The organism is Desulfarculus baarsii DSM 2075, assembly GCF_000143965.1.
GTDB classification, from domain to species: domain Bacteria; phylum Desulfobacterota; class Desulfarculia; order Desulfarculales; family Desulfarculaceae; genus Desulfarculus; species Desulfarculus baarsii.
In genome coordinates this window covers 3108341-3134494 of the sequence record NC_014365.1, presented here as the reverse complement: position 1 = coordinate 3134494, position 26154 = coordinate 3108341, and the positions used below count along the sequence as shown (strand labels likewise).

The 26154-nt window shown below is 62.5% G+C and carries 22 protein-coding genes and 1 tRNA gene; 13 read left to right on the top strand and 10 right to left on the bottom strand.

The features are described from left to right. Positions 1–1050 (bottom strand): IS481 family transposase, encoded by a 1050-nt coding sequence (locus tag DEBA_RS14110; protein ID WP_013257321.1) that lies wholly within the window; start codon positions 1048–1050, stop codon positions 1–3. Positions 1051–1294: 244 nt separating this feature from the next. Here DEBA_RS14110 and DEBA_RS17360 point away from each other — a divergent pair, with 244 nt between their 5' ends. The 10 genes from DEBA_RS17360 (at position 1295) to DEBA_RS14060 (ending at position 10642) form a co-directional block, all read left to right on the top strand. Further along, the gene (locus DEBA_RS17360; protein ID WP_245528549.1) at positions 1295–1954 is read left to right on the top strand and encodes a helix-turn-helix transcriptional regulator; all 660 of its coding nucleotides are present in this window, start codon (positions 1295–1297) and stop codon (positions 1952–1954) included. Between the two features lie 217 nt (positions 1955–2171). Then, positions 2172–4376 (top strand): TonB-dependent receptor, encoded by a 2205-nt coding sequence (locus tag DEBA_RS14100; protein WP_013259624.1) that lies wholly within the window; start codon positions 2172–2174, stop codon positions 4374–4376. Between the two features lie 98 nt (positions 4377–4474). Then, complete coding sequence (locus DEBA_RS14095) at positions 4475–5365, top strand: DUF4198 domain-containing protein (RefSeq protein ID WP_013259623.1); 891 nt, start codon at positions 4475–4477, stop codon at positions 5363–5365. 257 nt (positions 5366–5622) lie between these two features. Continuing rightward, the gene (locus DEBA_RS14090; protein ID WP_013259622.1) at positions 5623–5928 is read left to right on the top strand and encodes a hypothetical protein; all 306 of its coding nucleotides are present in this window, start codon (positions 5623–5625) and stop codon (positions 5926–5928) included. 24 nt (positions 5929–5952) lie between these two features. Continuing rightward, positions 5953–6837, top strand: a complete 885-nt coding sequence (locus DEBA_RS14085; protein ID WP_013259621.1) for a DUF4198 domain-containing protein — start codon at positions 5953–5955, stop codon at positions 6835–6837. A gap of 204 nt (positions 6838–7041) precedes the next feature. Then, the gene (locus tag DEBA_RS14080) at positions 7042–7488 is read left to right on the top strand and encodes a flavodoxin (protein WP_013259620.1); all 447 of its coding nucleotides are present in this window, start codon (positions 7042–7044) and stop codon (positions 7486–7488) included. Between the two features lie 47 nt (positions 7489–7535). Next, the gene (locus DEBA_RS14075; RefSeq protein WP_013259619.1) at positions 7536–7835 is read left to right on the top strand and encodes a tetratricopeptide repeat protein; all 300 of its coding nucleotides are present in this window, start codon (positions 7536–7538) and stop codon (positions 7833–7835) included. Between the two features lie 178 nt (positions 7836–8013). Beyond that, the gene (locus DEBA_RS14070; RefSeq protein WP_013259618.1) at positions 8014–8328 is read left to right on the top strand and encodes a cupin domain-containing protein; all 315 of its coding nucleotides are present in this window, start codon (positions 8014–8016) and stop codon (positions 8326–8328) included. Between the two features lie 62 nt (positions 8329–8390). Continuing rightward, complete coding sequence (locus tag DEBA_RS14065; protein ID WP_013259617.1) at positions 8391–9581, top strand: anaerobic nitric oxide reductase flavorubredoxin; 1191 nt, start codon at positions 8391–8393, stop codon at positions 9579–9581. 62 nt (positions 9582–9643) lie between these two features. Further along, the gene (locus tag DEBA_RS14060; protein WP_043814603.1) at positions 9644–10642 is read left to right on the top strand and encodes a C40 family peptidase; all 999 of its coding nucleotides are present in this window, start codon (positions 9644–9646) and stop codon (positions 10640–10642) included. Positions 10643–10721: 79 nt separating this feature from the next. Here the strand turns inward: DEBA_RS14060 and DEBA_RS14055 are convergent, their stop codons facing one another. From DEBA_RS14055 to DEBA_RS17355, 4 genes are read right to left on the bottom strand one after another with little or no spacing between them, the layout of a single operon-like run. Beyond that, positions 10722–12143 (bottom strand): hypothetical protein, encoded by a 1422-nt coding sequence (locus tag DEBA_RS14055; protein ID WP_013259615.1) that lies wholly within the window; start codon positions 12141–12143, stop codon positions 10722–10724. Between the two features lie 25 nt (positions 12144–12168). After that, the gene (locus DEBA_RS14050) at positions 12169–12981 is read right to left on the bottom strand and encodes an outer membrane lipoprotein-sorting protein (RefSeq protein ID WP_013259614.1); all 813 of its coding nucleotides are present in this window, start codon (positions 12979–12981) and stop codon (positions 12169–12171) included. After that, positions 12978–15959: an MMPL family transporter gene (locus tag DEBA_RS14045; protein WP_013259613.1), complete on the bottom strand. Its 2982-nt coding sequence runs from the start codon at positions 15957–15959 to the stop codon at positions 12978–12980. Before DEBA_RS14045 ends, DEBA_RS14050 begins: the two co-directional genes overlap by 4 nt. A 5-nt stretch (positions 15960–15964) precedes the next feature. After that, positions 15965–16606, bottom strand: a complete 642-nt coding sequence (locus tag DEBA_RS17355) for a TetR/AcrR family transcriptional regulator (RefSeq protein ID WP_013259612.1) — start codon at positions 16604–16606, stop codon at positions 15965–15967. A 184-nt stretch (positions 16607–16790) separates the two neighbouring features. Between DEBA_RS17355 and DEBA_RS14035 the strand changes: the two genes are divergently transcribed. Further along, positions 16791–17651, top strand: a complete 861-nt coding sequence (locus DEBA_RS14035) for a transporter substrate-binding domain-containing protein (RefSeq protein WP_013259611.1) — start codon at positions 16791–16793, stop codon at positions 17649–17651. Further along, entirely contained in the window at positions 17648–20575 is a 2928-nt protein-coding gene (locus DEBA_RS14030; RefSeq protein WP_013259610.1) for a PAS domain-containing hybrid sensor histidine kinase/response regulator, read from the top strand. Before DEBA_RS14035 ends, DEBA_RS14030 begins: the two co-directional genes overlap by 4 nt. Positions 20576–20597: 22 nt before the next feature. On the opposite strand, the gene DEBA_RS14025 is transcribed toward DEBA_RS14030, so the two are convergent. The 3 genes from DEBA_RS14025 to DEBA_RS14015 form a co-directional block, all read right to left on the bottom strand. Further along, a complete protein-coding gene (locus tag DEBA_RS14025; RefSeq protein WP_013259609.1) occupies positions 20598–21302 on the bottom strand; it encodes a hypothetical protein in 705 nt (234 codons plus the stop codon). 29 nt (positions 21303–21331) lie between these two features. Next, positions 21332–21970, bottom strand: coding sequence for a TetR/AcrR family transcriptional regulator (locus tag DEBA_RS17350; RefSeq protein WP_013259608.1), 639 nt, complete (start codon positions 21968–21970; stop codon positions 21332–21334). A gap of 424 nt (positions 21971–22394) precedes the next feature. Continuing rightward, positions 22395–22469: transfer RNA gene (locus DEBA_RS14015), tRNA-Thr, on the bottom strand. Between the two features lie 86 nt (positions 22470–22555). Between DEBA_RS14015 and DEBA_RS14010 the strand changes: the two genes are divergently transcribed. Next, positions 22556–23830: an acyltransferase family protein gene (locus tag DEBA_RS14010; protein ID WP_148227875.1), complete on the top strand. Its 1275-nt coding sequence runs from the start codon at positions 22556–22558 to the stop codon at positions 23828–23830. A gap of 86 nt (positions 23831–23916) precedes the next feature. On the opposite strand, the gene DEBA_RS17345 is transcribed toward DEBA_RS14010, so the two are convergent. Further along, positions 23917–25188 (bottom strand): methyl-accepting chemotaxis protein, encoded by a 1272-nt coding sequence (locus tag DEBA_RS17345; protein ID WP_013259606.1) that lies wholly within the window; start codon positions 25186–25188, stop codon positions 23917–23919. 102 nt (positions 25189–25290) lie between these two features. Then, positions 25291–26136 (bottom strand): 50S ribosomal protein L11 methyltransferase, encoded by an 846-nt coding sequence (locus DEBA_RS14000; protein WP_013259605.1) that lies wholly within the window; start codon positions 26134–26136, stop codon positions 25291–25293. Positions 26137–26154: the final 18 nt, after the last annotated feature.

Sequence of the window (26154 nt, the reverse complement as noted above, 5' to 3'; positions counted from 1 at the left end):
TTAGGCGGCCTTTTGGGACGCCTTTTCCTTGGGCTTCTTACGCCCGGGCAGGCCCTCCAGGAAAGCCTGACTCGGCGTCCTGCCGTTCATGTTCCGGCCCTGGTGCGCCCGCTCATGGTTGTAATGGCGCAGATACTCATCCAAGTCGGCCTGCATCTCATCCAAGGTTTCATACCATTTCTGACGGCCCTTGATCCGGAAATGCTCGTCCAAGAGCGTCCGGTGAAGCCGTTCCACGAAGCCATTGCTCTGAGGCCGACGCACCCTGGTGGTGCGGTGTTCGATCCCCTCAAGCTGCAGAAACAGCTCATACGGATGCTGGTCTGGCCGGCCGCAAAACTCTCGCCCATTGTCCGAAAGCACCGTCTCAATCACCGCGTCGTGGGCCTCAAAGCACGGCAGCACTTCCTCGTTGAGCACATGCACCGCCGTGACCGGAAGCTTGCTGGTGTACAGGCGACCCCAGGCGTGGCGGCTGTGGCAGTCGATGACCGATTGTAGATACACCTTGCCCACGCCCTTGAGCGCGCCAACGAAAAACGTGTCCACCGCCACCAGGGCCCCGGTGTGCCGGGCCTCGATGTGGCGGTCGCGAAACTCCGGGCTGAAGCGCTCCAAAGCCCGAATCTGCTCGTCGCTGAGTTGAATGTCCTGGGCGCGAACCGATTGCTCGAGACGCAAAAGACGCTCGTGCCGCGTGAGCATCTCGTGGCGACTCCACACGCCTCGCACGCCGCCGGAACTCACTTGCACGCCGCGAAGGGCCAATTGCTGCGACACGCGAAGCGCTCCGTGGGTCGGATACTCCAGGCTGTAAGCCATGATCGCCGCCTCAACCTCCGCTTCCACACGATTGGGATGCGGCCCCTTGGGGCCGGGCAAACGGTCCACAAGGCCCTGTGCGCCGTAGGTCTGGAAATTGCGCCGAATCTCGTAAAACTGCTGCCGCGAGTAGCCCATCAGTTTGCAGGCCCGGCTGACGTTGCTCAATTCCCCAGCAAGCTCTAGCAGACTCAGCTTCCTTCGTGCTACCTTCTTCTCCGTGGTCATGTTGCCCTCCTGTGTTGAGGTTTGTTCGAGTTTCGCAACTACAAACCTACCCCAACCAAGGGCGGCATGACCACTTCCTCTACGTGGTCGACTGTCAGGTCATTACTAGATCAGCACAAGCGAATGCCGTATCAAACAGCGCTGGAACTCCGAGCTGCACGACGCCGAGCCGGGGGCGTACTTTTTTATATGCCTCAGGGGGGGCGTACGAAAAATCAGCGTCGCCGGGAGGCCTCCATTGGAAGTGCGCGGCGGCACGGCGACCCTGTTTTTTTCCCCGGAACAGGTATTCGTGAGGCAGGTTGAACCTGGTGAAATGCTGCAAAACATCATCGTTAAAATCCCTCTGGCCAAAACCTACCATTCTCTGGAAAACGATGCGCTAGAGACAGCGATACAAAACGAAGACATTCATTTGGACAATCGGCAGCTTTGCCCGGGCCTTCGCGCGACTCTTCTTCAGTTGTTCCGCTGCGGACTGCATGGGACAGCGCGGCGTCTTTTTCTTGAGGGAGCCATCATGCAGTTTCTGGCTCACTGGATCCAGGAAGATAAACGATTTCGGCGTGAAGGAGTTGTCGCGCTTGCGCCGGACGAAGCGGACAGGATTTGGGCGGCGAGACAGATACTTATGAAGGATATTTGCAGCCCGCCTTCCCTAGTTGAGCTGGCAATGGCCGTGGGCCTTACTCACACTAGGCTGAACATGGGATTCAGAGCTATCTTTGGCAGTACTGTTTTTGAATATCTGCGCACTCAGCGTTTGGATAGAGCAAGGTTATTGATAATGGAAGGCCGAAAAAATATGACTGAAATCGCCTATGAGACCGGGTTTTCCACTTCAAGTCATTTTACCTATGCCTTTCGCAAACAATATGGTATAGCGCCGACTCAATACAAATAACACTGATCGACCGTCCTTTATCTTCGTGACTTCCGCAGCGTGTCGGCCGTATGGCCGCGCGTTCCCCTGCCGCCGTAACACCACGACGCGATAAAAAAATTCCGCATGTGATATCAACGCTTATGTCGGCATGATTAGATCTGCCATCATTTGTTGTGGCGCGCAAACAAATCTAATATGCTCGCAAATTTGAGTTTGTTGCAAGAGGGAGTCGGTCATGTGGTGTAGTGATCAGCGTGTAAGGCTAGCTGGTTTGGTGTTTTGCCTTTTGGTTTTCGCCTTTGGCTCAACACACGCATCAGCCCAGGAAATTGCTGACAATGGCGCGGATGAATTAGCCTCATACAAGCTTGAGCAGATATCCGTCACTGCCCAAAAAAAAGAAGAAAACCTACAGGACGTGCCCGAGAGCATATCGGTTATTTCCGCCCAAGACCTGGAAGACGCCCATGTCTCGGATACTACCGAGCTTTACCAGGTCGTGCCCAACTTTTTTTCAGCGAGTACGGGTAATCGCGCGTTCAGTTCATCGTTGTTCAAGATGCGCGGCATGGGCAACTTGTACGAAGGTGATTCAGCGGTCAGCATATATATCGATGACATGCCAGTTTTAGACTCCCACTTCTTTTCGTTTCCTTTAGATAACGTTGAGCGCATAGAAGTCCTGCGCGGGCCTCAGGGAAGCCTCTATGGGATGAATACCGAAGCTGGGGTCATAAACATTGTCACCAAACAACCTGGTAATGATTTGGCGGGGACGGCCGGCGTGGAGTACGGCAGCTATGATCGATACAAAAGCAACATATCAGCCAGTGGCCCCCTGGTTAAAGATCAATTATTCGCCGGGATTTCCTTGCTGGCCGAAGCGGCGAGCGGTGATTTTGACAACAAATTCAGCGGCAATGATCTGAACGGGTGGCGGACTTTCATGGGCGGCGCCAATCTGCGATGGATTGCCTCCGAGCGCATGGAGATCAGGTTTGGCGTCACGGCGGACCACAACGACGATGGCCAGTGGCTTTGGGCCGTCAAAGACAGAAACGCCTATAATTCCATATGGAAAACTGGCCTGGACAAGTATGACGTCTCCATTGACGATGAAGGTTTCGCTCGAAACCAGAGCGATAAGGAGTCCTTGCGTGTCAAGTACAGCACGCCTTGGGGCGCCATTACCTCCATAACCTCGCGCATGGCCAGGACGGATGATGTCGGCGGCGATCTTGATTGCACTTCGCTCGATTACATGTCTTTCACGCAAGCTCAAGAGACCCAGCAGTATTCACAGGAAGTCAGAGTAAACTCTCCCGACGATGAAACAAAATTCAGCTGGGTAGCCGGACTGTTTTTTGCCAAAAAAGATTCTGATTATGAGCAGATATTCGATTTTGGCAAGGACTATTTCATGAGTTACGATCAGATTACCAATGCGACATACGAAGACGAAACATATGCCGTATTTGGCCAATCTACCTATCGTTTAATCGGGGGAAAACTGGGCCTGACCGCCGGTTTGCGGTATGAACACGACACACGTTATATACAACGCAAGCGCGTCTATTCCCTTGGGGGAATGACCATGGCCCTCAACAATTCCCTGCTGGGTCGAATGGCGTCCCAATACAGTGGCGAATACGCCCTAGACACCAGCTTTGATTCCCTTTTGCCCAGATTCGCCTTGGATTACCGCGTCAATCCGGCGCTGATGATCTATTTCAGCGCGGCCTTGGGATACAAAGCCGGCGGTTTCAGCAGCATATCCAACGATCCAGACAAGTCGTCTTATGATCCGGAATACGCCTGGACATACGAGGTCGGTATCAAAAGCACTCTTTTGCAAGAAAGGATGATGCTCAACCTTAGCTGCTTTTACACCAAGGTTGACGATTACCAAGATCGCATAGTGGTGGACAATATTGTCACCATGAAGAACGCGGCCAAGGCCACAATATATGGCGGTGAGGCCGAGGTCCGTTACAAGCCGCTATCAGGACTTGATCTGATCGCATCATTGGGTCTGTTGCATGCGGAATACGACGACTACCGTGACATGTCCTCCGGTGTTGCTGTCAGTTTTGACGGCAACGCCATCGCTCTGACCCCAGACATGCAATATCATTTGGCCGCGCAATACAGGTTTGAATCAGGGCTCTATTTTAGGGCTGATGTAACTGGTGTAGGTGAACTATATTTCACCAGGGAGAATGCGGATAGGCTGAGCCAAGGGGCCTATGAAATCGTCAAGGCAAAGGTCGGTTACGAAACGGAATTGATGGATCTGTACGTTTTTGTTGATAACTTGTTGGATGAATATTATTTCACCCAATTGAACAATATCTCGGGCTACATGGTGCCCGGCGTGCATGAGGCCGGGTTCGTTGGCGCGCCGAGGATTTTCGGCGTCATCGGCAAGATTCGCTTCTAGCTTATCGTTATCAAATGTGGCAAGCCTTTGGCCTCTTGCCATCTCGCCGGAGGCCGCGCGAAAACATGGGCACGGCCACACACATCAAAGGAGTTCAAATGAAAAAGGCGTTTTCATGCTCAATCGCGGCGCTCATTGCCTTGTGCCTGGCCGGGCCGGCCATGTCCCATGGCCTTTGGGTGAACGCCTACCACAACAACATTCACGCTCCGGGTCACGTGCTGGCCTGCATCGGTTTCGGTCATTTGGCTCCCCTGGACGATCTTTTGACGACAAAGCACGGCGCCCTGTCACTTTCCTCTTATATTCTTGTCGATCCCAACAATGCGACAACCGAACTCCCCAAGCCCAAATGCGATATCTCGACCATCAAAACCAAGGCCGGGGTTGATGTGATAACCGGCGAGCTTGGCGTCTGCAAGATGGCCCTGAAAAAGGAGTCGCTGGAGGGAACCTATCAAGTGGCAGCCGCGGGCAAAGACGCTTTTTTTTCCATGTGGATCGGCGCCGATGGCAAGAGCGTCTCGGGGATGATTCCCATGGACGAAATCGAAAATCCGCGCAAAATACTCATGAGCATGCAATACAAATCCAATGCCAAAACATCGTTTGCTGTGGGTAAGTGGACAGGGCCGTCCAAGCTGGGTTACGACTTGGAGATAACGCCGGTGAGCGACCTTTCCCGCGTGAAGGTCGGCGATGTAGTGGAGTTCGAAGTCACCTTCATGGGCAAGCCTCTTTCAGCCGGCGTTGACGGCATGTTCTCCTTGACCGGCATAAGCGGCTCCTTTGGCGCTTCCGACAAGACCTTTCTGATGTCTTATCTGGAAAACGGGCGCTGCGCGTTCCGCATGCCGGCGGCCGGGCAATGGTTGATGCAGGCGCGCATGCAGGAGGACGTCGCCCGCCGGGCCGACTTGTCCGCGTTGAAGGGCAAATGCATGACGATACATTACGCCAGCAGCTACACTTTCCACGTGCAGCCCTGATCTTGCCCGGCTCGGCAAACCACGATCGCGGCGACGGCGTGGACCATCGATGGGCCACGTCGTCGCCACCGCCTCGACAACCCGTCGCGCCGTGGCCCCACGGGGCCAGCTCATGGGTCAGTGTCCCGGCCGGACAGGTTCTTGGTAAAATAATTTTGCAAGCCTAAATTTTTTAGGATATACAAGGAAACGAACGGCTGGCCGGCCACGACGGACGGCCAAGGCCGCCGAGAACGCCTGCGACACGGGGGAAACGAATGTTTTGGCGAACAATCGGCGCGGCGCTGATCGTGCTGTGCCTGGCCGGCGCGGCCCAGGCGCACACCCTGTTCATGACCGTCATCGACAACGGCGACGGCACCGTCAGCGCCCAGGGCATGTATTCAACCGGCGTGACCGCCCCGGCCACCGAAGTGCGCCTGGAGGACGACCAGGGACGGGTGTTGTTCAAGGGGCGCACCGACGACGAGGGCGAGATCACCTTTGACAAACCCAAGGGGCCCTATCGCATCGTCATGGACGGCGGGCCGGGCCACGTGGCCACGGCGGACGGGCCCAGATAACCAAAATCAGCGGGAGTTGAGGAGATGAAAAAAATCATCGCGACGCTGGCCATGGCCGCCGGCGTGTTGTGGACCCAGCCAGCCATGGCCCACAGCTTTTGGGTGCTGCTCAACGAGTCGTTGACCCATCCGCCGGGGCATGTCACCAGCCTGCTGGGCTTTGGCCACGTCCTGCCGCTGGATGATCTGCTGACCAGCGAGGCCGGCGTGATCAGGATCAAAAGCTACGTCCTGGTCGACCCCAAGGGCCAGAGCTCGGACCTGGGCCTGCCCGATCCGGCCGTGCCGCCGATCAAGCCCACGCCAACGGGCCTGACCGTGCAGCAGGGTGACCTGGGCCTGCGCAAGATCGCCCTCACCGACAAGGTCGGGCCGGGGACGTATCAGGTCGTGGCCGCCTCCGAGCCGCTTTTCTTCACCGTTTACCTCGACGACAAGGGCCAGCAGGCCATGGCCCCCAAACCCATGGACGCCATCGCCAACCTGGGCAAGGTCATCTCGTCGATCAAATATCAGTCCTACGCCAAGGCCTTCTTTGGCATCAAGAAATGGACCGAGCCCAAGGCCCTGGGCCACGAACTGGAGATCGTCCCCCTGGATGACCTCTCCAACGTGCGGAAAAACGACCTGGTGCGCTTCAAGGTGACCTACAAAGGCCAGCCCCTGACCGCCAGCCCCGCCGCCATCCCGACCCTGACCTGCGAAAGCAACGCCTTCGGCCAACCCGACAAATTCCATTTGGCCGCCTATGTCATCGACGGCGTGGCCCAGTTCCGCATGCCGGCGGCCGGCCAGTGGTTGGCCAACATCTATTATCACCAGCGCGTGGCGGACGGGCAAAAAGACCTGGCCGGCAAATGCACCGACGTCTACATCGCCGCCTCCGTGGGCTTCACCGTGAAACCGTAGCCATACCCGGGCCTTGGCCCTGGCCCCGGGCGACGCCGCCGGCGCTTGCCCCGGGGCCTTTTTTCGTGCCTGTCGCCGGCGAAAAAATAGCCGTGGGCTGGTTTTTTGACTTGCGCATTTCGGAGGATGGGCTATTTTTTAATCGTACCTAATTTAATAAGAAGCAACTAAATTAGCTGGACCCACCAACCCGAGGAGTAAACAATGGCAAAAGCCCTGATCGTCTTTGGCTCCACCACCGGCAACACCGAAAGCGTGGCCCACGTCATCGCCAAGGCCGTGGCCGAGAACAAAATAGAGGCCAAGGTCAAGAACGTGACCTCGGTGAGCAAAAGTGACTTTTCGGCCGCCTACGACGTGTTCATCCTGGGCAGCTCGACCTGGGGCGACGACGAAATCGAGTTGCAGGAAGACTTCGCCGAGTTTTACGAGACCATGGACGATCTGGACCTGGACGGCAAGAAGGTGGCCGTGTTCGGCTGCGGCGACAAGAGCTACGAGCATTTCTGCGGGGCGGTGGACGCCATCGAGGGCAAGTGCAAGTCCCTGGGGGCCGATGTCGTCGTCAGCGGCCTGAAGATCGACGGCGACCCCGACGACTACGCCGACGACGTCATCGACTGGGCCAACAGCGTGGCCAGCTCGCTCTAGGCCGCCAGCGGCCAGGCCAACCCATCACCATGATATAACGGGACATTATGTGCAGAGCCAAAAGAATCATCAACCTGCATCGCAGCGGCATGGCCGCCTGCCAGAGCGGCGACCTGGACGGGGCGCTGGGCAAGCTCAAGCAAGCCCTGGAGGAGGTCCGCCAGATCGGCCTGGAGTGCTATCAGGTCAAGATCATGAACAATCTTGGCATCGTCTTAGAACTGAAAGGTGATTGCCGCGCCGCCAGGGAGCACTACCGCGCCGCCCACGGCATGGCCCGGGGCAAGCTGGGGCCGAACTCGCGGCTGTGCCAGGTGGTGGGGACAAATCTGGCGCGGGTTTCCTGAAATTTCGGCGCGGCCGCGGCCGCCCGGATCAACACCGACGCCTCGCTTGGGCGGCCATGCCCGGCGGGGCGTTTGCTTTTTCGCCGGTTTGGGCTTGATTTCCCCGCCGCCATCTTGCAACCTGAAAGCAGATGGGGCCGCCCGCGCGGCCCACGCGCTTAACGCAAGGAGGCCGCCGATGAAACACGTGGCGCTGTTCACCGAGGGCAAATTCCGGCCCGAGGCCATGAGCAAGCTGCTGGTCCACGATTCGCCTCACTTCAAGATCATCAACTTCAACTTCGAGCCGGGCCAGGAACTGCCCGTGCACTCCCACGACATCGAGGGGCAACTGAGCATCGTCATCCTGGAGGGCCAGGGCGAGTTTCTGGCCAAGGACGGCGTGCTGCCCGCCGCGGCCGGCGACGTGCTGATCAGCGACATCGCCGAGCCCCACGGCCTGCGGGCCAAGACCCGCCTGCGCGCCCTGGTCACCATTGCCCCGCCCATCTGAGCCCGCGCCGCCGGCTGGTCTGTGGAAAAAGCGCAAGGCAAGCAAAAACTGGAGGTTTCGCAATGGCTTTTGATGTCTGCCCCAACGTGCGCTGGGTCGGCCAGATCGACTGGGAACTGCGCAAATTTCACGGCGAGGAGTACACCACCAAACGCGGTTCGACCTATAACTCCTATCTGGTGCGCGACGGCAAAACCGCCTTGATCGACACCGTATGGGGGCCCTTCGGCGATCAGTTCGTGGAAAACCTGCGCCGCGAGATCGACCTCAACGAGCTGGACTTTGTCGTCGCCAACCACGCCGAATCCGACCACAGCGGCGCGTTGCCCGCCCTGATGAAGCTCATCCCCGACAAGCCCGTTTATTGCACGGCCAACGCCGTCAAGTCGCTCAAGGGCCACTATCACGCCGATTGGAATTTCCAGGTGGTCAAGACCGGCCAGCGCCTGAGCCTGGGCCGGATGGAGCTGGTTTTCATCGAGGCCCCCATGCTGCACTGGCCCGACAGCATGTTCTGCTACCTGACCGAGGCCGGCGTGCTTTTCAGCAACGACGCCTTTGGTCAGCACGTGGCCGCCCAGCGGCCCTTCAACGACTTGGTCGATCAATGCGAACTTTATCAAGAGGCCATCAAGTACTACGCCAACATCCTCACGCCCTTCAGCAAGATGGTGGCCAAAAAGATCGAGGAAGTGGTGGGCTTCAACCTGCCGGTGAACATGATCTGCCCCAGCCACGGCGTGATCTGGCGTGACGACCCCTTGCAGATCGTCAATCAATACGCCAAGTGGGCCGCCGATTATCAGGAAAATCAAGTCACGGTGATCTACGACACCATGTGGAACGGCACCCGCCGCATGGCCGAGGCCATCGCCCAGGGCCTGAGCCAGGCCGACGAGCGGGTGACGGTCAAGGTCTGCAACTGCGCGCGGGGCGACTGGAACGACATCATCACCGAGGTCTTCCGCTCCAAGGCCATCGTCGTTGGTTCGCCGACGATGAACCGGGGCCTGCTGCACGCCGTGGCCGGCCTGCTGGAGATGATCCGCGGCTTGCAGTTCAAGAACAAAAAGGCCGCCGCTTTCGGGGCCTACGGTTGGAGCGGCGAGAGCGTCAAGCTGATCGCCGGCCGCCTGCAAGAGGCTGGCTTCGCGCTGGTCGACGATGGCCTGCGCGAGATGTGGAACCCGGACCAGCCGGCCCTGGAGCGCTGCCTGGACTACGGCCGGAGCCTGGCCGCCAAGTTCGACTGACCGGGCGTGACCCGGCGCGACGACGTCGCCCGCGGACGCAACCCCTTACGTGGAGCAAAGCCATGACCATTGCCGAGGAAACGCTGCGCCCGGGCGACGTGCTGCTTTATCGTGGCGAGGGCTTGATCTCGTGGGCCATCAGGCTCTTCGATAACTCCGAGGTCAACCACGCCGGGCTTTATCTGGGCCAGGCCACCGTCGGCGAGGCCTTGCCCCAGGGCTTGGCGCGCCAAGGCCTGGCCCAGAGCGTGGAGGGCAGCCAGATCTGGGTGCGGCGGCTGAGTTCGCGGCCGGAGACGATGGAGCCCGTGCTGGAAAAGGCCCGCGACTATCTGGACCAGGGCCAGCGCTACGCCTACGAGCAGATACTCATGCTGGCGCTGTTGTCCATCGTCAGAAACATCCCCCAGGCCCCGATCGTGGCGGAGCTGGTCGACGGGCTGTTGCGCAAGGGCTTGGCCTTGCTGGCCCGCTTGGTGGCCGGGCAGAGGGAGCCCATGATCTGCTCGGAGTTTGTTTTCCGCTGCCACGACGAGGCCGACCCGGCCCTGGAAGATCCCTACGTCATCGAGGTGGCCCAGCGTCGTCAGGCCGGCCCGGCGCCGATGGGCGCGCGGGGCCTGGGCTTGAAGGCCCCGACGCCGGTGGGCGGTGGGGCCCATCCGCGCAGCCTGCTGGCCCTGGCCCAGGCCGCGCCGGCCCGCTCTTGGCTGACCAAGGGCGTGAGCCAGGCGCGTTTCCTGGGCGACGAACCCGAGCCCACCGACGCCGAGCTGGGCCAGCTCCTGGGCCAGTACCAGCGTCAACTCGGCCACGACCCTGACGCGGCGTGGCGGGAGGCGCGGCCGACGGTGACCTTCGCCGATCTGGACGGGATCATGCACAAGTTCGGCGACAGGCTCCGCCGCGCCGTGGACCCGGCCCACGCGCCGGCCAGGGGGATGCCGCGCACCTCGGCCCTGGCCTGGCTGGGCCAATACGCCCAGGCCAACTTCGTCACGCCGGGCGATTTGCTCAAAAGCCCCAGCCTGTTCACGGTGCCGGATATCCCAGCCAGGTAGGCCAGGGGCGGCTTCGCGCATGAAAAAAGCCGGGGAGCGCGGCCGCGCTCCCCGGCTTTCGCCTCGCCCGCGCGGGCGCTCAGAAGATGAGCTTGAGCTGGGTGTAAACGTAGTCCTTGTTGTCGTATTGGCCAAAGAGCGTGTCGGCGTCGCCGTCGTAGAAGATCGTGCCCAGCGAGACCTCCGACCAGTTGTTGATCTTGTACGTGCCTTCCAGCAGGTTGCGATAGGTGTGGTTGGTGAAGTCGCAGACCAGCCAGTAGCGGAACTTCAGCTTGGAGTCGAACATGGAGTAGTGCGTCGAGAGGGTCATGCCGTGGGTGGCCTGGTCCTCGGTGAAGTAGTCTTCGTAGTCGAGGATATACTGGCCGACGTATTGTACGTTGACGTACAAGTGCCTGATGAACAAGTCGTTTTTGTCGACGCCGGCCACGTATTGCAGCTCTTGGGCCTCCTCGACGCCGCTGGGCCGCTTGAGCAGCAGGGTGGGGTCGTGGGCCCAGTCGATGTTGGCCTGATTGCCGTCGGCGAACCAGGCCAACTCGCCGCGAAAGACGAAATCGCCCAGGGCGCGCTCGAAATCCAGGCCGTACATGGTGGTGCGATAATACTTTGGCGAAACCTGGGTGGGGATGATCGGCAGACCGTAGAGCGGGTGCCGGGCCAGGGCGCTGACCTCGTAGGTGGGCATGTTGCTGTAGCCCTGATAGGCGTAGAGGCCAATGTCGAAGCGCTCCACCGAGAGCTTGAGCCGGCCGCCGGCCGAGGCCATGTCGCTGAAGCTGTCCGGGGCGATGGCCGAGCCCTCGCCAACGCCGGCGTCATGCAGGGCGCGCAGGGCGTGGGGCTCGAAATAGTCGCCCAGGTCGGGCGTCCACGATTTCTGGAAGTATGGCGACCAAAAGGCCTCGACGATGACGAAGCGGTTGATGGCCCAGTCGGCGAACAGGCCCAGCACGCCGGTCTTGCGCTCGTTTTTCAGGTAGAACAGATAGCTGGTCATGTCCTCGGGGTTGGCGATGTCCACCGGGCGGATCTCGTCGCCCTTGCCCCAATAGAGGATGCGCTTGCCGGCGGTCAGGTCCAGATAGTTGAACCAACTCGCTTGCAGGCGATATTGGCCGTAAAGCTCGCGGGGGTCGGCGCGGAAGTCGGGCTCTTGTTGCAGGTTCTGGTAGTCGAGCTTGAGCCGGCCCAGCAGCTTGAGCGCATCGAGTTGCTTTTCGGCCAGCAGATCGAGCCGGTTGGTGGTTTTCCACTCGTGCTCGCCGCCGTATTGATACCAGACATTGGCCCGCAACTCGCCCTCGAAGCGTACGCCCCAAGGCCCGCCGGACTCGTCTTGCCCCAGGCCGGCGGCGTCGGGCGCTTCGTTTAGCAACTCGCTCAAGTCCTCGTCGGCGGGCTCCTCGCCCTCGGCCCAGGCCGGCGCGGCCAGCAGGGCCAGAACCGTGGCGGCCACGGCCAGCAATGATAACAATGATTTCAGCAGCTTGGCCATGATATACCTCCGGGCGCTCGCCGGCTTAGAACGACTCGCTCCAGGCGTCGCCCATCTTTTCCTTATCGAAGAGCAACTCGTCCAGGCCGGTGTCGGTCTTGGCCTCCTTGACGCTGACGATGGTGCTGTGGTCGCGCAGCAAATCCTTGCCCACGGTGGTGAAGGGCAGATAAATCCCGCCGACCTTGCGCACGTCGCCGGCCACCAGCACCTTTTGCAGCTTGTTGTCCTTGTTGTAGACCTTGACCTGCAAGGGCACCAGGCTCTGCTGGTCGATCCAGGCCACGTACTTGGGATAGCGCGCGCCGCTGTCCTTGGCCGTGGCCACGATGACGTAGGTATTCACCTCGCGCAGCTTGGCGTCCTTGCGCCGCAGGTATGTGTAGTCGTCGATCTTGCGGCCGCCCAACTCCTCGTTGGTGAAGTCGGTGTCCTCGAAGTCGTTCTGACGGTCGGCGGTGGCCACCTGGCGGGGCCGGCCCATGGAGGGAATGTAGAGATATTGCTCGTTGTCGGCGTCCTTGTGCTCGATGGTCAGGAAGGTGGTGCCGCGCTTGAGCGAGTCGATGAAGCGGAACAACAGCCGCTGCACGTCGCCATAGGTCTTTTGCTTGATGATGATTTTGCGCGTGTCGCTGACGCTTTCGCCGGATTTGAGGGTCATCACGGCAAAGGAGATCAGGTCTTGCTTGGGCCGGTTGCGTTGGTCGACCTCGTCGGCGATCAGCCGGCCGTCAGTGGCTTCGTTGGCCTTGTCGTAGGCCGGGATCTCGGCGGCCAGGGCCTGGCCGCCGATCAGGCAGGCCAGGGCGCAAAGGGCGAAGATCAGCTTTTTCATGCCGTTACCCCTTTCGTGGCGGGCTCGGCGGCAGGTCGGCCAGAGCCCCGCTTGCGGTTGGCGATGGTCAGAAGCGCCGGGACCAGCGTCAGCGAGCCCAGCGCGGTGAGGATCATGGTCAGGGCGATGAGGATGCCCAGGTTGAACAGCGGCACGAACGAAGAAAACGTCAGCACCAAAAAGCCCGCCGCCACGGCCACGGCGTTGATGACGATGGCCTTGCCCGAGCCCTGGGCCGTCTCGTTGGCCGCGGCGAAGTGGTCCATGCCCTGCTGGCGGCAAAGGCGATAGCGGTTGAGGTAGTGGATGGAGTAATCCACGCCGATGCCCACGGCCACGCAGGCGGTGATGGCCGTGCCCGGGTCCAGGGCGATGCCCAGAAAACCCATCAGGCCGAAGTTGAAGATGATCGTGACGCTCAGCGGCAGGATCGACAGCAGCCCGTGGCCCATGGAGCGCATGGCCAGGGCCACCAGCACCAGCACTATGGCCATCGACGAGGCCACCGACCACATCTGGCCGCGGATGAGCAGGTCGGAGGCCTCTTTGTAGAGCGCGCCGATGCCGGTGACGCGGACCTTGACGCCCTTTTGGCGCAAGGTCTCGCCCAGGGGCCCGGCCAGCTTTTCGGCGATATAGTTGTTGATGCGGCTGCTGACCGAGCTGGAGGCCGTTTTCACCTGGATGCTAAGCACGGCCACGCGCTTTTGCTGGTCGATGAACGCCCGGCGGTCGGCCAGGCCGAACTTGTCGACGTAAAAGACGTATTGGCCAAGCAAGGCCTGGGCGTCGCGCGCGCCTTCCAGATCCTCGGGCCGGGGCAGGCGATAATGGGCCGGGTCGTTGTAATGGAAGGCCTGGTTCATTTTTTTGATCAGATCCACCACACTGATGACCTTGCCCACCTCGGGATTGTCGGCGGGGATGTCTTGGGCCAGGCGCTCCAGCACGCCCAGCAGCTCCGGGTCCAGCGCGCCGTTGTCGCGGCCGGTGTCGAAGACGGCGCGCAGGCCCACCGTGCCGGCCAGGTGCTGGTTGATGAAGTCGTTGTCCTGGCGCAGCTTGGCGTCGGGTTCGAAGAAATTCATGTTGTTCATCTCGACCGTCAGCCGCGAAAGCCCCACGCCCGAGGCCAAAAGCACCGCCGCGAAAAAGCCCGCGATCCACCACGGCCGGCGCAGGCAAAAGTCGGATAACCGGATAAAAAGCCCGCCGCCGCCCTCGTTGCCCGCGTCGGCCGGGCGGGCCGGCTTTTTGCCCGCGCCGAATTTGATCAAAAGCGCCGGGATCATGTACAGCGAGGTCAAAAGGGCCAGGGCCACGCCCACGGCGATGGCCAGGCCAAAGTCGCGCAGGGCGATGATGTCGTTGGCCCCCAGCGAGCCGAAACCGGCCACGGTGGTCAACCCGGCGATGAGCACGCCCAGGCCGGTGGTGTCGATGGCCCGGCGCACGACCTCCTCGCGCGAGAGGCCGTTGTTGCGCATCATGTTGAAATAATGCACGAAATGTATGCCATAGGCCGAACCGACCGCCACCAATAGCACCGGCAGCACCGTGCCCACGATCGACACCGGCAGCCCAACGAAACCCATGAAGCCCAGGCACCACAGCGTCGAGAGCAGCACCGTGGCCAGTGGATAGATCACCCCGGCCAGGCCGCGCAGGCTGAAATACAAAAATATCGCCACCACCGCCACCACGATGGGCAACAGCCGGGCGATGTCGCTGGCCATGTATTGTGAGATCTGGTGATCGACGATGGATTCGCCGGCCAGATAGACGCCGTAGTCGGTCTCGCCAAAGTCGCGCTCGATCAACTGCTTGACCATGACCAGCAATTCCTCGCGTGACTCCTTGGTCAGGTTGGGCGCGGTCTGGATCAGCAGCAGCGTGCTTTTGTCGTCGGCCGCGCGCAGCGCGCCCTTGAAAAAGCTCCACGACTTCAGGCGCAGCTCCAGCCGACGGCTCTGGGCCGCCTCGGGCGTGGCCTTGCCGTCCAGGTCGATCATCTTGGCCACGCGGATCTGCTTGGGCGCTTGGCGCATGGCCGCCAGCAAGGCCTGGGCCCGCTCCGGGCTCAGGGCCGCCGCCAGGGCCTCGACCGCCTCCGGCGAGGCGCCATCCCTAACCAGGCCATCCTTGTCGGCCAACAACGCCGCCAGGGCGGCCGGATCACTCACCCCGCGCTCCAGGGCGCTATCCAGCAGCGCCGCCAGGCCGGGGCTTGACGCCACGCCCCAGCCGGCCAGCAACTCCAGCAGCGGCTGGCGATCGACGAACTCGGGCCAGGCCGATTCGGTCTGGGTCAGGCCGACCACCCGATCGACCCAGCGGCTTTTTTCCTTGCCCCGGCGGTCGGTGGTTTGCTGGGCCACGGCCAGGATGGCCGCCGCCTTGCCGGCGTTGCGGGCCAGGATTTCAGCCGTGGCGCGCGCCAGTTCCTCGGGGTCGTCAACGCGCAAAAACGGCGGGGCGAAATCGCTCAGGCCCTCGGCCGTGGCGTCCTGGTCGGCCAGCATTTGGCCGAAATCGGCCGGCTCGAAGCTGGGGTCCGAGGCCAGGCTTTGCAGCCAGGCGGCCACCATCAGCGATTGATCCTCGCTCAAGGCCACCGCCGCGCGCAGTTTTTGGGCCAACAATCGCGTGTTCAGTTGCAGCGCCTGGCGGCTGAGGTCTTCCACCCGGCGCAGAAAATCGCCCTGATAAATGCCGCCCGGCGCGCCGAAGGCCACCACGATGCCTACCGAATCGCCAAAGTCTTCCTCGGCGTCCAGGAAGTCGATCTTGGCCTGGTTTTGTTCGGGCATCATGTACATCAGGTCGTTTTCGGTGACCAAGAGGCTCAGGCCGTAGGCGGAGGCCGCCGTGACAAGGGCGATGATGGCCATCACCAGCCAGAACCTGCGGGCCACGGGCATGACCAGGCCATGCAGCGACAGGGCCGAAACTTTGCGCGGAGGTGTTTGCTTTGCCATTGCCGTCACTTGCCTTGGTGGTTGCCGGGTTGGGCCTTGGACTCGGGCAGCAGGCCGTGCAAGATGAACCTGGCCATGCTGGCGGCCAGGCGGGGAATGTCGGGCGCGCCCTTTACTATCATGAAGTAAAACGAGCTTCGTTCAAACAAACTGATGAGAAAGACCGAGGCGTCCTCGATGTTTTCGTCGCGGATCAGGCCCTTGCCCACGGCCTCGGCCATGCGCGCCTGGACTATCTCGAGGAAATAGGCGTAAATCTCGGCGTGCAGCTCGGCGAAAACGCCGCCGTGGCCAAAGCCCTCGCGCCAGAGGATCTCGGCCGGGCCCAGGTTGCGCTGATGCACCAGCAGCACTTTTTCCAGAAAGGCGCTCAGGCTGGCCCGCACTTCCCGGCTGGTCTGGCCGTCGAAGATGTTGTCCACGTCGTCGAGGGCCTGGTTCATCTGCTCCATGAAGTCGCGCAACACCCGCCGCAGGATGTCTTCCTTCGACTTGAAGTAGAGATAGAACGTCCCCTGGGACAAGCCGCAACGGCCGACGATGTCCGAGACCCTGGCCTTGGCGTAGCCCACCTCCTGGAAGGTCTGGACGGCGGCCGCGAGCAGGGCGGCCTCGGTGTTTTCCTTGTTGCGTTTGATAACTGACATGTCAGTCATAATAGCGTCGAGGCGGCCGCCCGTCAAGGGGCGCGGCCAAAACAAGCGCACGGCGCGGTGGCCGCTGGTGGGTCTAAAAAGCGCCCAGCGCCCACGGCCTGTGGCATAATGATTACCAAGGCGCTTGGCGAGCCAGGCGATGGAAGGGGGGCGTCTCGTGGGCGGCGGAGCTGGCATGAAACGAATCGCGCTGTTCGGGGGCATCGGCCTGGCCATGGCCGCCGCCTTGGCCGTCGGCGTGGTCGGCGTCATGCCCAATGATTCCTCGTGGGAGTTGGTGCGCGATTCGGGTGTGATCCGCATCGGCTACGCGGTGGAGGCGCCCTACGCCTTTCTGGCCGCTGACGGCCAAGTCACCGGTGAATCGCCGGAAGTCGCCAAGTATGTGGCGGCGAAGTTGGGCCTGTGCCGCGTCAAGTGGCGGCAGGTGGAGTTCGCCTCGCTCATCGACGAACTGGAGGCCGGACGCATCGACGTCGTCGCCGCGGGCATGTTCGTCACGCCCCAGCGGGCGCGCCGGGTGAGTTTTTCCCTGCCCACCTTTCAGGTGCGCCCGGGCTTGTTGACGCCGCGGGGCAACCCGCGGGGGCTCCATTCATACAGGCAGGCCCTGGCGCTGGCCGACATCAGGATAGCCACCCTGGCCGGTTCGGTGGAGGAGCAGGCCCTGCGGCGCATGGGCGCGGCCCAGGCCCAGCTCGTTACCGTGCCCGACGCGCTCACCGGCCGGGCGGCCGTGGAGTCCGGCGCGGCCGACGCCTTGGCCCTTTCGTCGCCGGCGGTGCGCTGGCTGGCCATGACCGGCCCGACGGGCCGGACCGAGGCGGCCGAACCATTTCACGCACCCCGCGACGGCGAGACGGGTCTGGGCGCTTTCGCCTTTCGCAAAGCCGATCGTCGCCTGCTGGAGGCCTGGAACGCGGTGCTGGCGGACTACGTCGGCGGACCGCAACACCTGGCGCTGATGACCAGGTTCGGCTTCACCGATGCCGAACTGCCCCGCCACGCGTCGGATGGGGAGCAGCCAAGCCGATGAAAAGCGCCGCCGACAAAACCGGCCAGCGATCGGCCTCGGGCCGTCCGCGCCATTCGCCGCTGTGGATTTGGGGCGTATTCTTGCTGGCGTTTTTGATCTGCGCGGCCATCGCCTGGATGCACGCCCAAGGCCGCGAGACCATGCGCGCCGCCTTGGGGCGTTTCGAAAACATCCGCCAGGCGCGCATCGACCTGAGCAAGGGCTTTTTGCACCTCAGCCTGGGCGAGGAGCCCGGCGCGCCCTTTGGTCAGGCCGAGGGCGTGGCCCTGTTGCGCCAGGCCCTCGCCTCGTTCGAGGACGCCCTCCAGCGTCAGGCCGGCGTGGAAGGGCAAACGGCCGAGGAATTTCGCCACAAGGTGGACGCCTTCGACGCCAGCCTGGAGCGCTGGAAAAACGCCGGCCAGGCCAAGGCCGGCCAGGCCGTGGCCCTGCGCGTGGCCTTCAATGACCTGGAGCGGCGGGCCGACGCCATCGATCTGCAGGCCCAGCGCCACGTCATGGAGCTGTCGCGCCGGCTGGATTTGCAGTTTGGCCTGGCGGTGGTGGCGGCCACGTTGCTGCTGGGGCTGGTGGGCGTGGCCGTCTACCTGGCCGACCGCCGGCGCATCGCCCTGGAAGACGACCTGCGCCACAGCGAGACGCGCTTCCGCCTGGCCATGGAGGCCACCAGCGACGGCCTGTGGGATTGGAACGTGGCCAGCGGCGAGGTCTATTACAGCCCCGGCTATTGGCGCATGCTGGGCTACGACCCGGACCGCTCCGGCCAACGGATTCAGGATTGGTCCGATCTGTTGCATCCCGACGACCGCGCTCTGGCCACGCGGACCAATCAGGACTGCGTGGAAAACCGCGTCCCGGGCTTTGAGATCGAATTTCGCGCGCGCGCCGCCGATGGCGCCTGGCGCTGGATTTTGGGGCGGGGCAAGGCCGTGGAGCGCGCCGCCGACGGCCTTGCCCTGCGCATCATCGGCACCCACGTGGACATCACCGCCCGCAAACAGGCCGAAACCACCCTGCGCGACAGCGAAACCCGCTTCCGCTCGTTGGTGGATCAGGCCGCCGACGCCTTTTTTCTAACCGACGCGCAAGGGCGCATCCAGGACGTCAACCGCGCCGCCTGCGCCATTTTGGCCTACGAACGCGACGAACTGCTGGCCATGGCCATCGCCGATATCGACCCGGCCATGGCCGGCGGGCGTTACGAGGAGCTTTGGCGACGCCTGACCCCTGGCCACGGCCAACGCTTCGAGACGCGCCATCGCAAAAAAGACGGCTCGCTTTTGCCGGTGGAGCTGAGCGTGGGCCTGCTGGAGGTGGGCGGCCAGCGGCTGGCCCAGAGCCTGGCCCGCGACATCAGCGAGCGCAAGCTGGCCGAGGAGCGCATCCGCGAGAGCAGCCGGCGCATCACCGCCCTGTTCAACGCCACCTCCGATTCGGTGATCCTCCTGGACCCCGACTGCACGATCCTGGCCATCAACGAGCACGGGGCCAGACGCCGGGGCCTGCGGCCCGAGGACTTGGTGGGTCAGTCGCTGTGCGAGCGCCTGCCGCCGGAGACGGCCAGGATCCGTAGCGCCAAGGTCGAACACATCCTGAGGACCGGCCAGCCCACGGTTTTCGAGGAAGATCGCGACGGCCGTCATTACATGATCCGCATGTTCCCCGTGCCGGGCGCCGACGGCGAGGTGGCCCAGATCGCCAGCTTCTCGCGCGATATCACCGAGAGCAAGCAGGCCGAGGCCGAAAAGGTCAAGCTGGAAGGCCAGCTCATGCAGGCCCGCAAGATGGAGGCCATCGGCGTGATGGCCGGCGGCGTGGCCCACGACTTCAACAACATCCTTGGCGCGATTCTGGGCTACGCCGAAATGGCCCTGCAAGACGCCAAAACCAAGCGCGCCAATCCCGCCGACCTGGAGCAGATCGTCAAGGCCGGCGAACGAGGCAAGCAACTGGTGCGCCAGATCCTCACCTTCAGCCGCAAGGTCGAGGTGGACCTCAGGCCGTTGGACTTGAACCAGGCCGTCAGCCAGGCCGCCCAACTGCTGGAAAAAACCATCCCGCGCATGATCGGCCTGGAACTCGAGCTAATCCGGCGCTTGCGGCCCATCAACGCCGACGCCAACCAACTGGAGCAGATTCTGCTAAACCTGGGCGTCAACGCCGCCGACGCCATGCCCGACGGTGGGCTGCTGCGCATAAGGACCGAAAATGTCGTGGTGGAAAACCGGTCCTGTCTGGCCTGCGGCCGGACGTTCTCGGGCCAATACGTGTCCTTGAGCGTCTCCGACACTGGTCAGGGCATGGACCGCCAGACCATCGAACGCATCTTCGAGCCTTTCTTCACCACCAAGCCCAAGGGCAAGGGCACCGGCTTGGGCCTGGCCACGGTCTACGGCATTGTCCTGGGCCACGGCGGCCACATCGATTGCCACAGCGAGCTCGGCCAGGGCACGACCTTCACCGTGTTCTTTCCGGCCCTGCAAAGCCAGTCGACGCCGGCCGTCGAGGCCGACGCGCCCGCGCGGGCGGTCGTCGGCGGCCGCGAGCGTCTCTTGCTGGTCGACGACGAAGCGGCCATCCGCGACGTCACCGCGCGCATGCTCGAAAGCGCCGGCTACCAGGTGCGCGCCGTGGCCAGCGGCGAACTGGCCATTGAGGCCTACCGGCAAGACGAGGCGGGCTTTGACCTGGTGCTCATGGACATGAGCATGCCGGGCATGGGCGGGCGCAAGGCCATGCTGGCGATCATGGCCGGCGACCCGGCGGCCAGGGTGCTCATCGCCAGCGGCTACGCGGCCGACGGCCAGGTCCAGGCCGCCCTGGAAGGCGGGGCGGTAGGCTACGTGGCCAAACCCTTCCGCCGGACAGAGCTGCTGGCGGCGGTGCGGGCCGCCCTGGAAGGCGGCCAAACGGGCGTTTTCTGAGCCATCGACCCGCCGCCCGGCCCTATTCGCCCTCGGCCTTTTGGCCCAGCCGCTCCAACGCCCGCCGCGCCAACTGGTCGGAGTAATCGCGCCAGGGGTTGACCCCCTGCTTGTCTTCCAGCAATTGCACGAAAAAATGACAGTGATCGTCGCCGTGGGGGATCAGCTTGTCCACGACGGGCAGCGAACGCGGCAGGCCGGCGTCTTCCATGGCGTCCAGCATGCCTTCGACGAAATAGCGCTGCACGCGGCAGTCAAAGGCCGTGTACATGTCTTGGTGCGGGCACCACAATATGTCGAATTCATAACGCTTTTCGCCGGCGATCCACGGCCGCTCCAGGCTGGCGTAGAGCACGGTGTTGATGGCCGTGGTGACGAACGAGCCCAGTTCGGCCTCGCTGAGGCCCTCGGGGAAACTGGAGTTTTCCATCATCTCTTGGGCCGCCCGATAGCCGCTCTGGTTGATGGCCTGGCGCACGACATCCTGGCCCGCCGCGCCAAAAGCGCCCTCCACGGCCTTTAGCACATTGAGCACGGCCATGGCCTGCATCGTGCCCCAGACAAAAACCACCGCCGGGTCGAAATCGGCGCGGCCCTGGCAGGCGGCGCGGAAGTTGGCCACGGCCTTTTGATAAGGCAGGCCCAGATCGACTTTTTCGTAGGCGGCCTCGGCCCGGCGGCCTTCGGACCAGATGCCTTCGTTGGTTGGATATTGCGGCTCGGGCATGTCGATGGCTCCTTTTCCCGGTTTGGCGTTCATGGCGCGTCGCGCCGTTTGATGCCGTTCATCAGCAGATCCACGGCGGCGGCGATGGCCGCGCGTCCGTGGCCGCGCTTGTGGCGAAAAACCCGCGCCTCCTGGCCCTGAACCACGCCCATGGCCATGTTCCAGATCATGATCGCCGTGGCCAAGGCGTCCATGGGCGCGAAAAGGCCTTGCTCCACGCCCCGCCGCAGCAACGCCGCCAACACGTCCACGTTGGCGCGCATCAACTCGCGCAGGCGGTCGAAGCACTCGGCCGAAAGCAGCCGGCGATATTTTTGGGCGTGATAGCTGGTCAGCAGGTGGATCATGCCCGGCTTTTCCAGATAATAGCGGCCCGCTTCCAACAAGACCTCGGCAATGGCCCGGTCGGCCGGCGCGGCCTCGTCGGCGGCGATCTGCAGATTGCGCTGGTGGTGGGCCAGCAACTGCGGCTCCAGCAAGGCGAAGTAAAGTTCGTCCTTGCTCTTGAAGTAGATGTAAAGCGTGCCTGGGGCCAACTCGGCCCGGCGGGCGATCTGGGCCATGGTCGCGGCCTCGAAGCCCTTTTCGGCGAACAGGCCGGCCGCCGCGTCCAGGATGTGCTCCCGCCGGGCTTGCTTTTCGCGCTGTTTACGCTGGGTGGTGCTCATTCTTTGCTCGCCACAAAATGCATTCATTTAATGAACGCGTTCATTAAACACTGTTCAGCATCGCCCGTCAAGGCCGAAAATTGCCCTGAACGCGACGATTCTCGACCGGCCGCCGAAAGTGGATTGCGCCGCCTGGGCGCGCTAACGGCCGCGCGTGGCCGTGGGCGGAGGCGTCGCCCTCACCATGGCCATGCGCCGCCTGGGGCGCGCACCGCCCCGGCCCGCTCGAGGATGTCTATTATCGGCGCAAAATTCTTGCTTCCTTCAGGAAAGGCGAGTAGATCGAGCTCGGCGTGATCGAGGGCGGGGGAGATGAGGCGCGGGCCGCTGCGGGGCGTCTCACTTGGCAGGCCATGTCGGCGCGCCCGGCGGCCCACAACAAAAAACAGGCTAGGCGGTGAGCCTAGCCTGTCGGCGCGAATACTGGAGCCGGCGATGGGATTTGAACCCGCGACCTGCTGATTACGAATCAGCTGCTCTACCCCTGAGCTACGCCGGCTAAAATGTGAAATCTCATATACCTTGGGCGCTTGCGGCCGTCAAGGGCCATTTTGCATCCGAATCGGCCGCCTGGCCCAGCGCGTCGTGACGCCGCCGCGGGCGCAATGGTCTGGACTGGCTGATGGCCGCGTGGCATACTCCGGTGGCGTGCCGGCATGTTGGGCGGGCGGCGAGCCGGTGGTTTCGGACAGGGGGCAGGGAGTAGGCATGGATCACGCGCAACCTCCGCGGCGGTTGTTGCCATTGACGTCGCTGCGTTTTTTCGCGGCGATGCTGATCGTCATCCATCACGCCGCATGTTTTTTTGGCTTCAAGCCGCTGTGGAAATGCCCTTTGGACCAGGCGGTGTCTTTTTTCTTTGTGCTGTCCGGTTTCGTCATCACCTATGTCTATTATCGGCCCGATGGGCTCAAGGACGTCAAAAAGTTTTTGATGGCCAGATTTGCCCGGCTTTACCCAACGCATTTTTTGTGCAATGTGTTTTTGCTGGTCGTGGTCTGGGGCGTTTTTTCGCTGAGGCGCTATGATCCGCTGTCGCCGGTCGTGTTTCTCAATTTTATTTTCGCCCATGCCTTGTTTCCGCTGAAGGCGCTGAATTTTTCGTTGAACGGCCAGAGCTGGGCCATTTCGGCCGAGATGTGTTTTTATCTGGCGTTTATCGTTTTGGTGGTCAATTTCCATAAAAGATGGCCCGTGACGTTGGCCTTGTCTGCGGCCTTGACCGGCGTGATGATCTGGCTTGGCTGGCGGTATTGCGTGATGTCGCCTGGCCCCTTGTCGCGCGAGATAGCCTGGTCGCTGGGTTATATCAACCCGGCCGCGCGGCTGCTCGAGTTTGTTTTCGGCATGAGCCTGGCCTTGGCGTGGCGGCGGCTGCAAGGCGTGAAGCTCAATTTCTGGCTGGCGACCATCGCCGAGTTGTGCGCCGTGATCGCGGTGGTGACGGCGTTCGTTTATTTCTATGACGTATTTTGGGTGTTGAAAAAGGCGCTGGGCGGCCAGGAGTCTTACCTGCATGGCCTTCTCACGCGATGGTTTCGGCATTCCGGTATTTTTCCGCTTTTCGGCCTAGCGATTCTCGTCTTCGCCTTCCAAGCCGGCGCGCTGAGCAAGTTGCTCTCGCACAAGGTATTCCTGACCCTGGGCGAGGCCAGTTATTCGATTTTCATGTATCACGTCATCATTCGTTTCTTTTTCGAAAAGCACATCACCCCGACCAACGGCATGGCCTTGTTTTATGCCTACGCCTTGTTGGTGGTGGCCATATCGGTGTTCATGACCAAGAAGTTCGAGGAACCCATGCGCGCCCGCATCATGCGTTGGCACGCCAAGCGCGCGGCGGCCAGGGCGGCGGCCTGAGCCAGCGCGCGCGTTGAATCGACAAAGCCCCGGCGGCCGTGGCGAGCGGCTGTCGGGGCTTTGTCGTGTTGGCCGCCGGCGGCGGGTCAGCGCAGGGCGTTTTCCTGGACGATGCGGTCCATCTCGGCCACGGCCTGGTTGATCTCCTCGATACCCTGGGCCTGCTGATGGGAGGCCACGGCGATGCGGTCCAGCAAGGCGCTGGCGCCGCCCACGGTCTGGGCCACCTGGCCCACGGCCTGATTTGTCCGCGAAACGAGCTCGGAGCCGGCGCGGATTTTTTGCACCGTGCCCTCCAATAGGCCGGCGGTGTTCTTGGCCGCCTCGGTGGCCCGCTGGGCCAGGTTGCGCACCTCGTCGGCCACCACGGCGAAGCCCACGCCGGCCTCGCCGGCTCGGGCTGCCTCCACGGCGGCGTTGAGGGCAAGGAGGTTTGTCTGGAAGGCGATTTCGTCGATGGTCTTGATGATCTTGACCGTCTGGGCGCTAGCCTTGGTGATCTCGTCCATGGACAGGGTGAGCTGGTCCATGGATTGGCTGGCTGCTTGGACTATTTGCCCGGAATTTTTCATCATTTGGTCGGCTTGTTCGGCGCTGGCGGCGTTTTGGCGGGTCATGGACGCCATTTCCTTCAGGGTGTTGGTGGCCAGGCGGTTGGTGGTCTCGCCGACTTTTTCAAAGATGGCGGCCAGGTTGGCGTTTAGCTGCTCCAACTGGACGGCGGCCTGTTCCTGCTCGCGGCGGGCGGCGCTCTGGGCCTCCAAGGCCTGGCCCTGGATGCCGAAGGCGAACTGGAAGCCCTTGATATTGAAGTACATGGTGATGGCGATGGCCAGCAGGGGGCCCATGACGTTGGCGATGAGGGCCTGGGTGGCCTGGGCCTCGGTCAGATGAATGGTGGGCAAGGGGATGCCGGCCTTGTCGATGGCGATGAACAGAATCATCTCGGCGATCATGGCCAGCGACCAAAACATGAAGCTGCGCATGCCCATGAAGGTGGCCACCAGGGCCGGCATGATCAGGTTCCAGGTCAGGGCGCTGGAATGAATGCCGCCGGTGAAATAGGGCAGGATGGCGAAGTGCCAGCCCAGGGCCAGAAAGATGAGGTTGCCCATGGCCGCGAAGGATTTGGTCAGGCGCAGCACCAACGGCACCAGCGTCACCACCAGGCCCACGATGGCCATGGACACGGCCAGGGTCGCGCTGCCCAGGTTGAACCATTTGATGACGTTGTAGATAAAAAATAGCGGCGCGATCATGGTGAAGGTGACCAGTTGGCGGGCGCGCCTGTAGAGATCGACGTCGGTCTTGATTTGCTCGGGAATGGCCCATTCGATGTAGCGGCTGAAAATGCTCATGAAGCCCCCTAACCGGCAAGAGCGCCAACGCGGCGTGGGAAAATCATAGGAAATCGGCGCGCGCGGTGTCAACGAGGGCGACTGGGCTCGGGCGATAATTATTCACTGTCGTGACAACAAAAGCCCGGACCAGCCGTGACGGCTTGGCGTGGCGATGGGCTTCAGGCCGGCCGATGTGAAAATTTGGGCAATGCTTTCGACGGCTTCGTCGCGAAAACCGCTGAGGGCCACGAAGCCGCCGTCGGCGACCAACGCGGCGATCTGGTCGCCGATGGCCAGCAGCAGCCCCGTGGGCAGGTTGGCCGCCACCACGGCGAAGCGGCCGCCCACGGCGTCGCCACGGGCCTGCACGAAATGAACCCGGCCGCCAGCCAACGGGTTGAGGGCGATGTTGCGCAGACAGGCCCGGCGCGCGGCCGGCTCGGGATCGACGGCCAATACGCTCAGGCCCCCCACCAGGGCCATGGCCAGGGCCAACACGCCCGTGCCCGCGCCGATGTCGGCGGCCCAAACACCGGCCGGCGGCGGCGGGCCGAACTGGCCGGACAGCAGTCGGCACAAAAGCTCCAGGTTGAGCGCCGTGCTGGGATGATCGCCAGCGCCAAAGGCGGTCAGGGCGTCGATGATCAAAAGCCCCGGACCGGCGCGCAGGCCGCTGTCGGCCCCGGCCAGGGCCAGGCCCGGGCCCATGGGCCGGGCTTGCGGCGCGGACCAGGCGGCCAGCGCGTCGACGGCGCGAAAGGCGCGCAGGCTGGCCGGCGGGTCCAACTCGCCCAGCCAGGCCAGGGCCTGACGGCTGGCTTGATCGTCGGGCCAGACGGACCACAGCTCCAAACCCTTTTGGAGCAAATGCCGCGCGCCGCCGCGTTTCAAGCGCCGCGCGAAGCGCCTGGCCTGCTGGCTGTCGGGGCAACTCAGCCGCACTTCCACCCAAGCGTTATCGGACATCGGCATGATTCCTATCTT

Bases quoted from the DNA above. Each gene is read 5' to 3' on its own strand.
- DEBA_RS14055 (WP_013259615.1), bottom strand. From the start codon at position 12,143: ATGGCCAAGCTGCTGAAATCATTGTTATCATTGCTGGCCGTGGCCGCC.
- DEBA_RS14025 (WP_013259609.1), bottom strand. From the start codon at position 21,302: ATGCCCGAGCCGCAATATCCAACCAACGAAGGCATCTGGTCCGAAGGC.
- DEBA_RS14000 (WP_013259605.1), bottom strand. From the start codon at position 26,136: ATGTCCGATAACGCTTGGGTGGAAGTGCGGCTGAGTTGCCCCGACAGC.
- DEBA_RS14065 (WP_013259617.1), top strand. From the start codon at position 8,391: ATGGCTTTTGATGTCTGCCCCAACGTGCGCTGGGTCGGCCAGATCGAC.
- DEBA_RS14070 (WP_013259618.1), top strand. From the start codon at position 8,014: ATGAAACACGTGGCGCTGTTCACCGAGGGCAAATTCCGGCCCGAGGCC.
- DEBA_RS14085 (WP_013259621.1), top strand. From the start codon at position 5,953: ATGAAAAAAATCATCGCGACGCTGGCCATGGCCGCCGGCGTGTTGTGG.
- DEBA_RS14110 (WP_013257321.1), bottom strand. From the start codon at position 1,050: ATGACCACGGAGAAGAAGGTAGCACGAAGGAAGCTGAGTCTGCTAGAG.
- DEBA_RS17355 (WP_013259612.1), bottom strand. From the start codon at position 16,606: ATGTCAGTTATCAAACGCAACAAGGAAAACACCGAGGCCGCCCTGCTC.
- DEBA_RS14045 (WP_013259613.1), bottom strand. From the start codon at position 15,959: ATGGCAAAGCAAACACCTCCGCGCAAAGTTTCGGCCCTGTCGCTGCAT.
- DEBA_RS14095 (WP_013259623.1), top strand. From the start codon at position 4,475: ATGAAAAAGGCGTTTTCATGCTCAATCGCGGCGCTCATTGCCTTGTGC.
- DEBA_RS14090 (WP_013259622.1), top strand. From the start codon at position 5,623: ATGTTTTGGCGAACAATCGGCGCGGCGCTGATCGTGCTGTGCCTGGCC.
- DEBA_RS14050 (WP_013259614.1), bottom strand. From the start codon at position 12,981: ATGAAAAAGCTGATCTTCGCCCTTTGCGCCCTGGCCTGCCTGATCGGC.
- DEBA_RS14075 (WP_013259619.1), top strand. From the start codon at position 7,536: ATGTGCAGAGCCAAAAGAATCATCAACCTGCATCGCAGCGGCATGGCC.
- DEBA_RS14060 (WP_043814603.1), top strand. From the start codon at position 9,644: ATGACCATTGCCGAGGAAACGCTGCGCCCGGGCGACGTGCTGCTTTAT.
- DEBA_RS14035 (WP_013259611.1), top strand. From the start codon at position 16,791: ATGAAACGAATCGCGCTGTTCGGGGGCATCGGCCTGGCCATGGCCGCC.
- DEBA_RS17345 (WP_013259606.1), bottom strand. From the start codon at position 25,188: ATGAGCATTTTCAGCCGCTACATCGAATGGGCCATTCCCGAGCAAATC.
- DEBA_RS17350 (WP_013259608.1), bottom strand. From the start codon at position 21,970: ATGAGCACCACCCAGCGTAAACAGCGCGAAAAGCAAGCCCGGCGGGAG.
- DEBA_RS14080 (WP_013259620.1), top strand. From the start codon at position 7,042: ATGGCAAAAGCCCTGATCGTCTTTGGCTCCACCACCGGCAACACCGAA.
- DEBA_RS14100 (WP_013259624.1), top strand. From the start codon at position 2,172: ATGTGGTGTAGTGATCAGCGTGTAAGGCTAGCTGGTTTGGTGTTTTGC.
- DEBA_RS14030 (WP_013259610.1), top strand. From the start codon at position 17,648: ATGAAAAGCGCCGCCGACAAAACCGGCCAGCGATCGGCCTCGGGCCGT.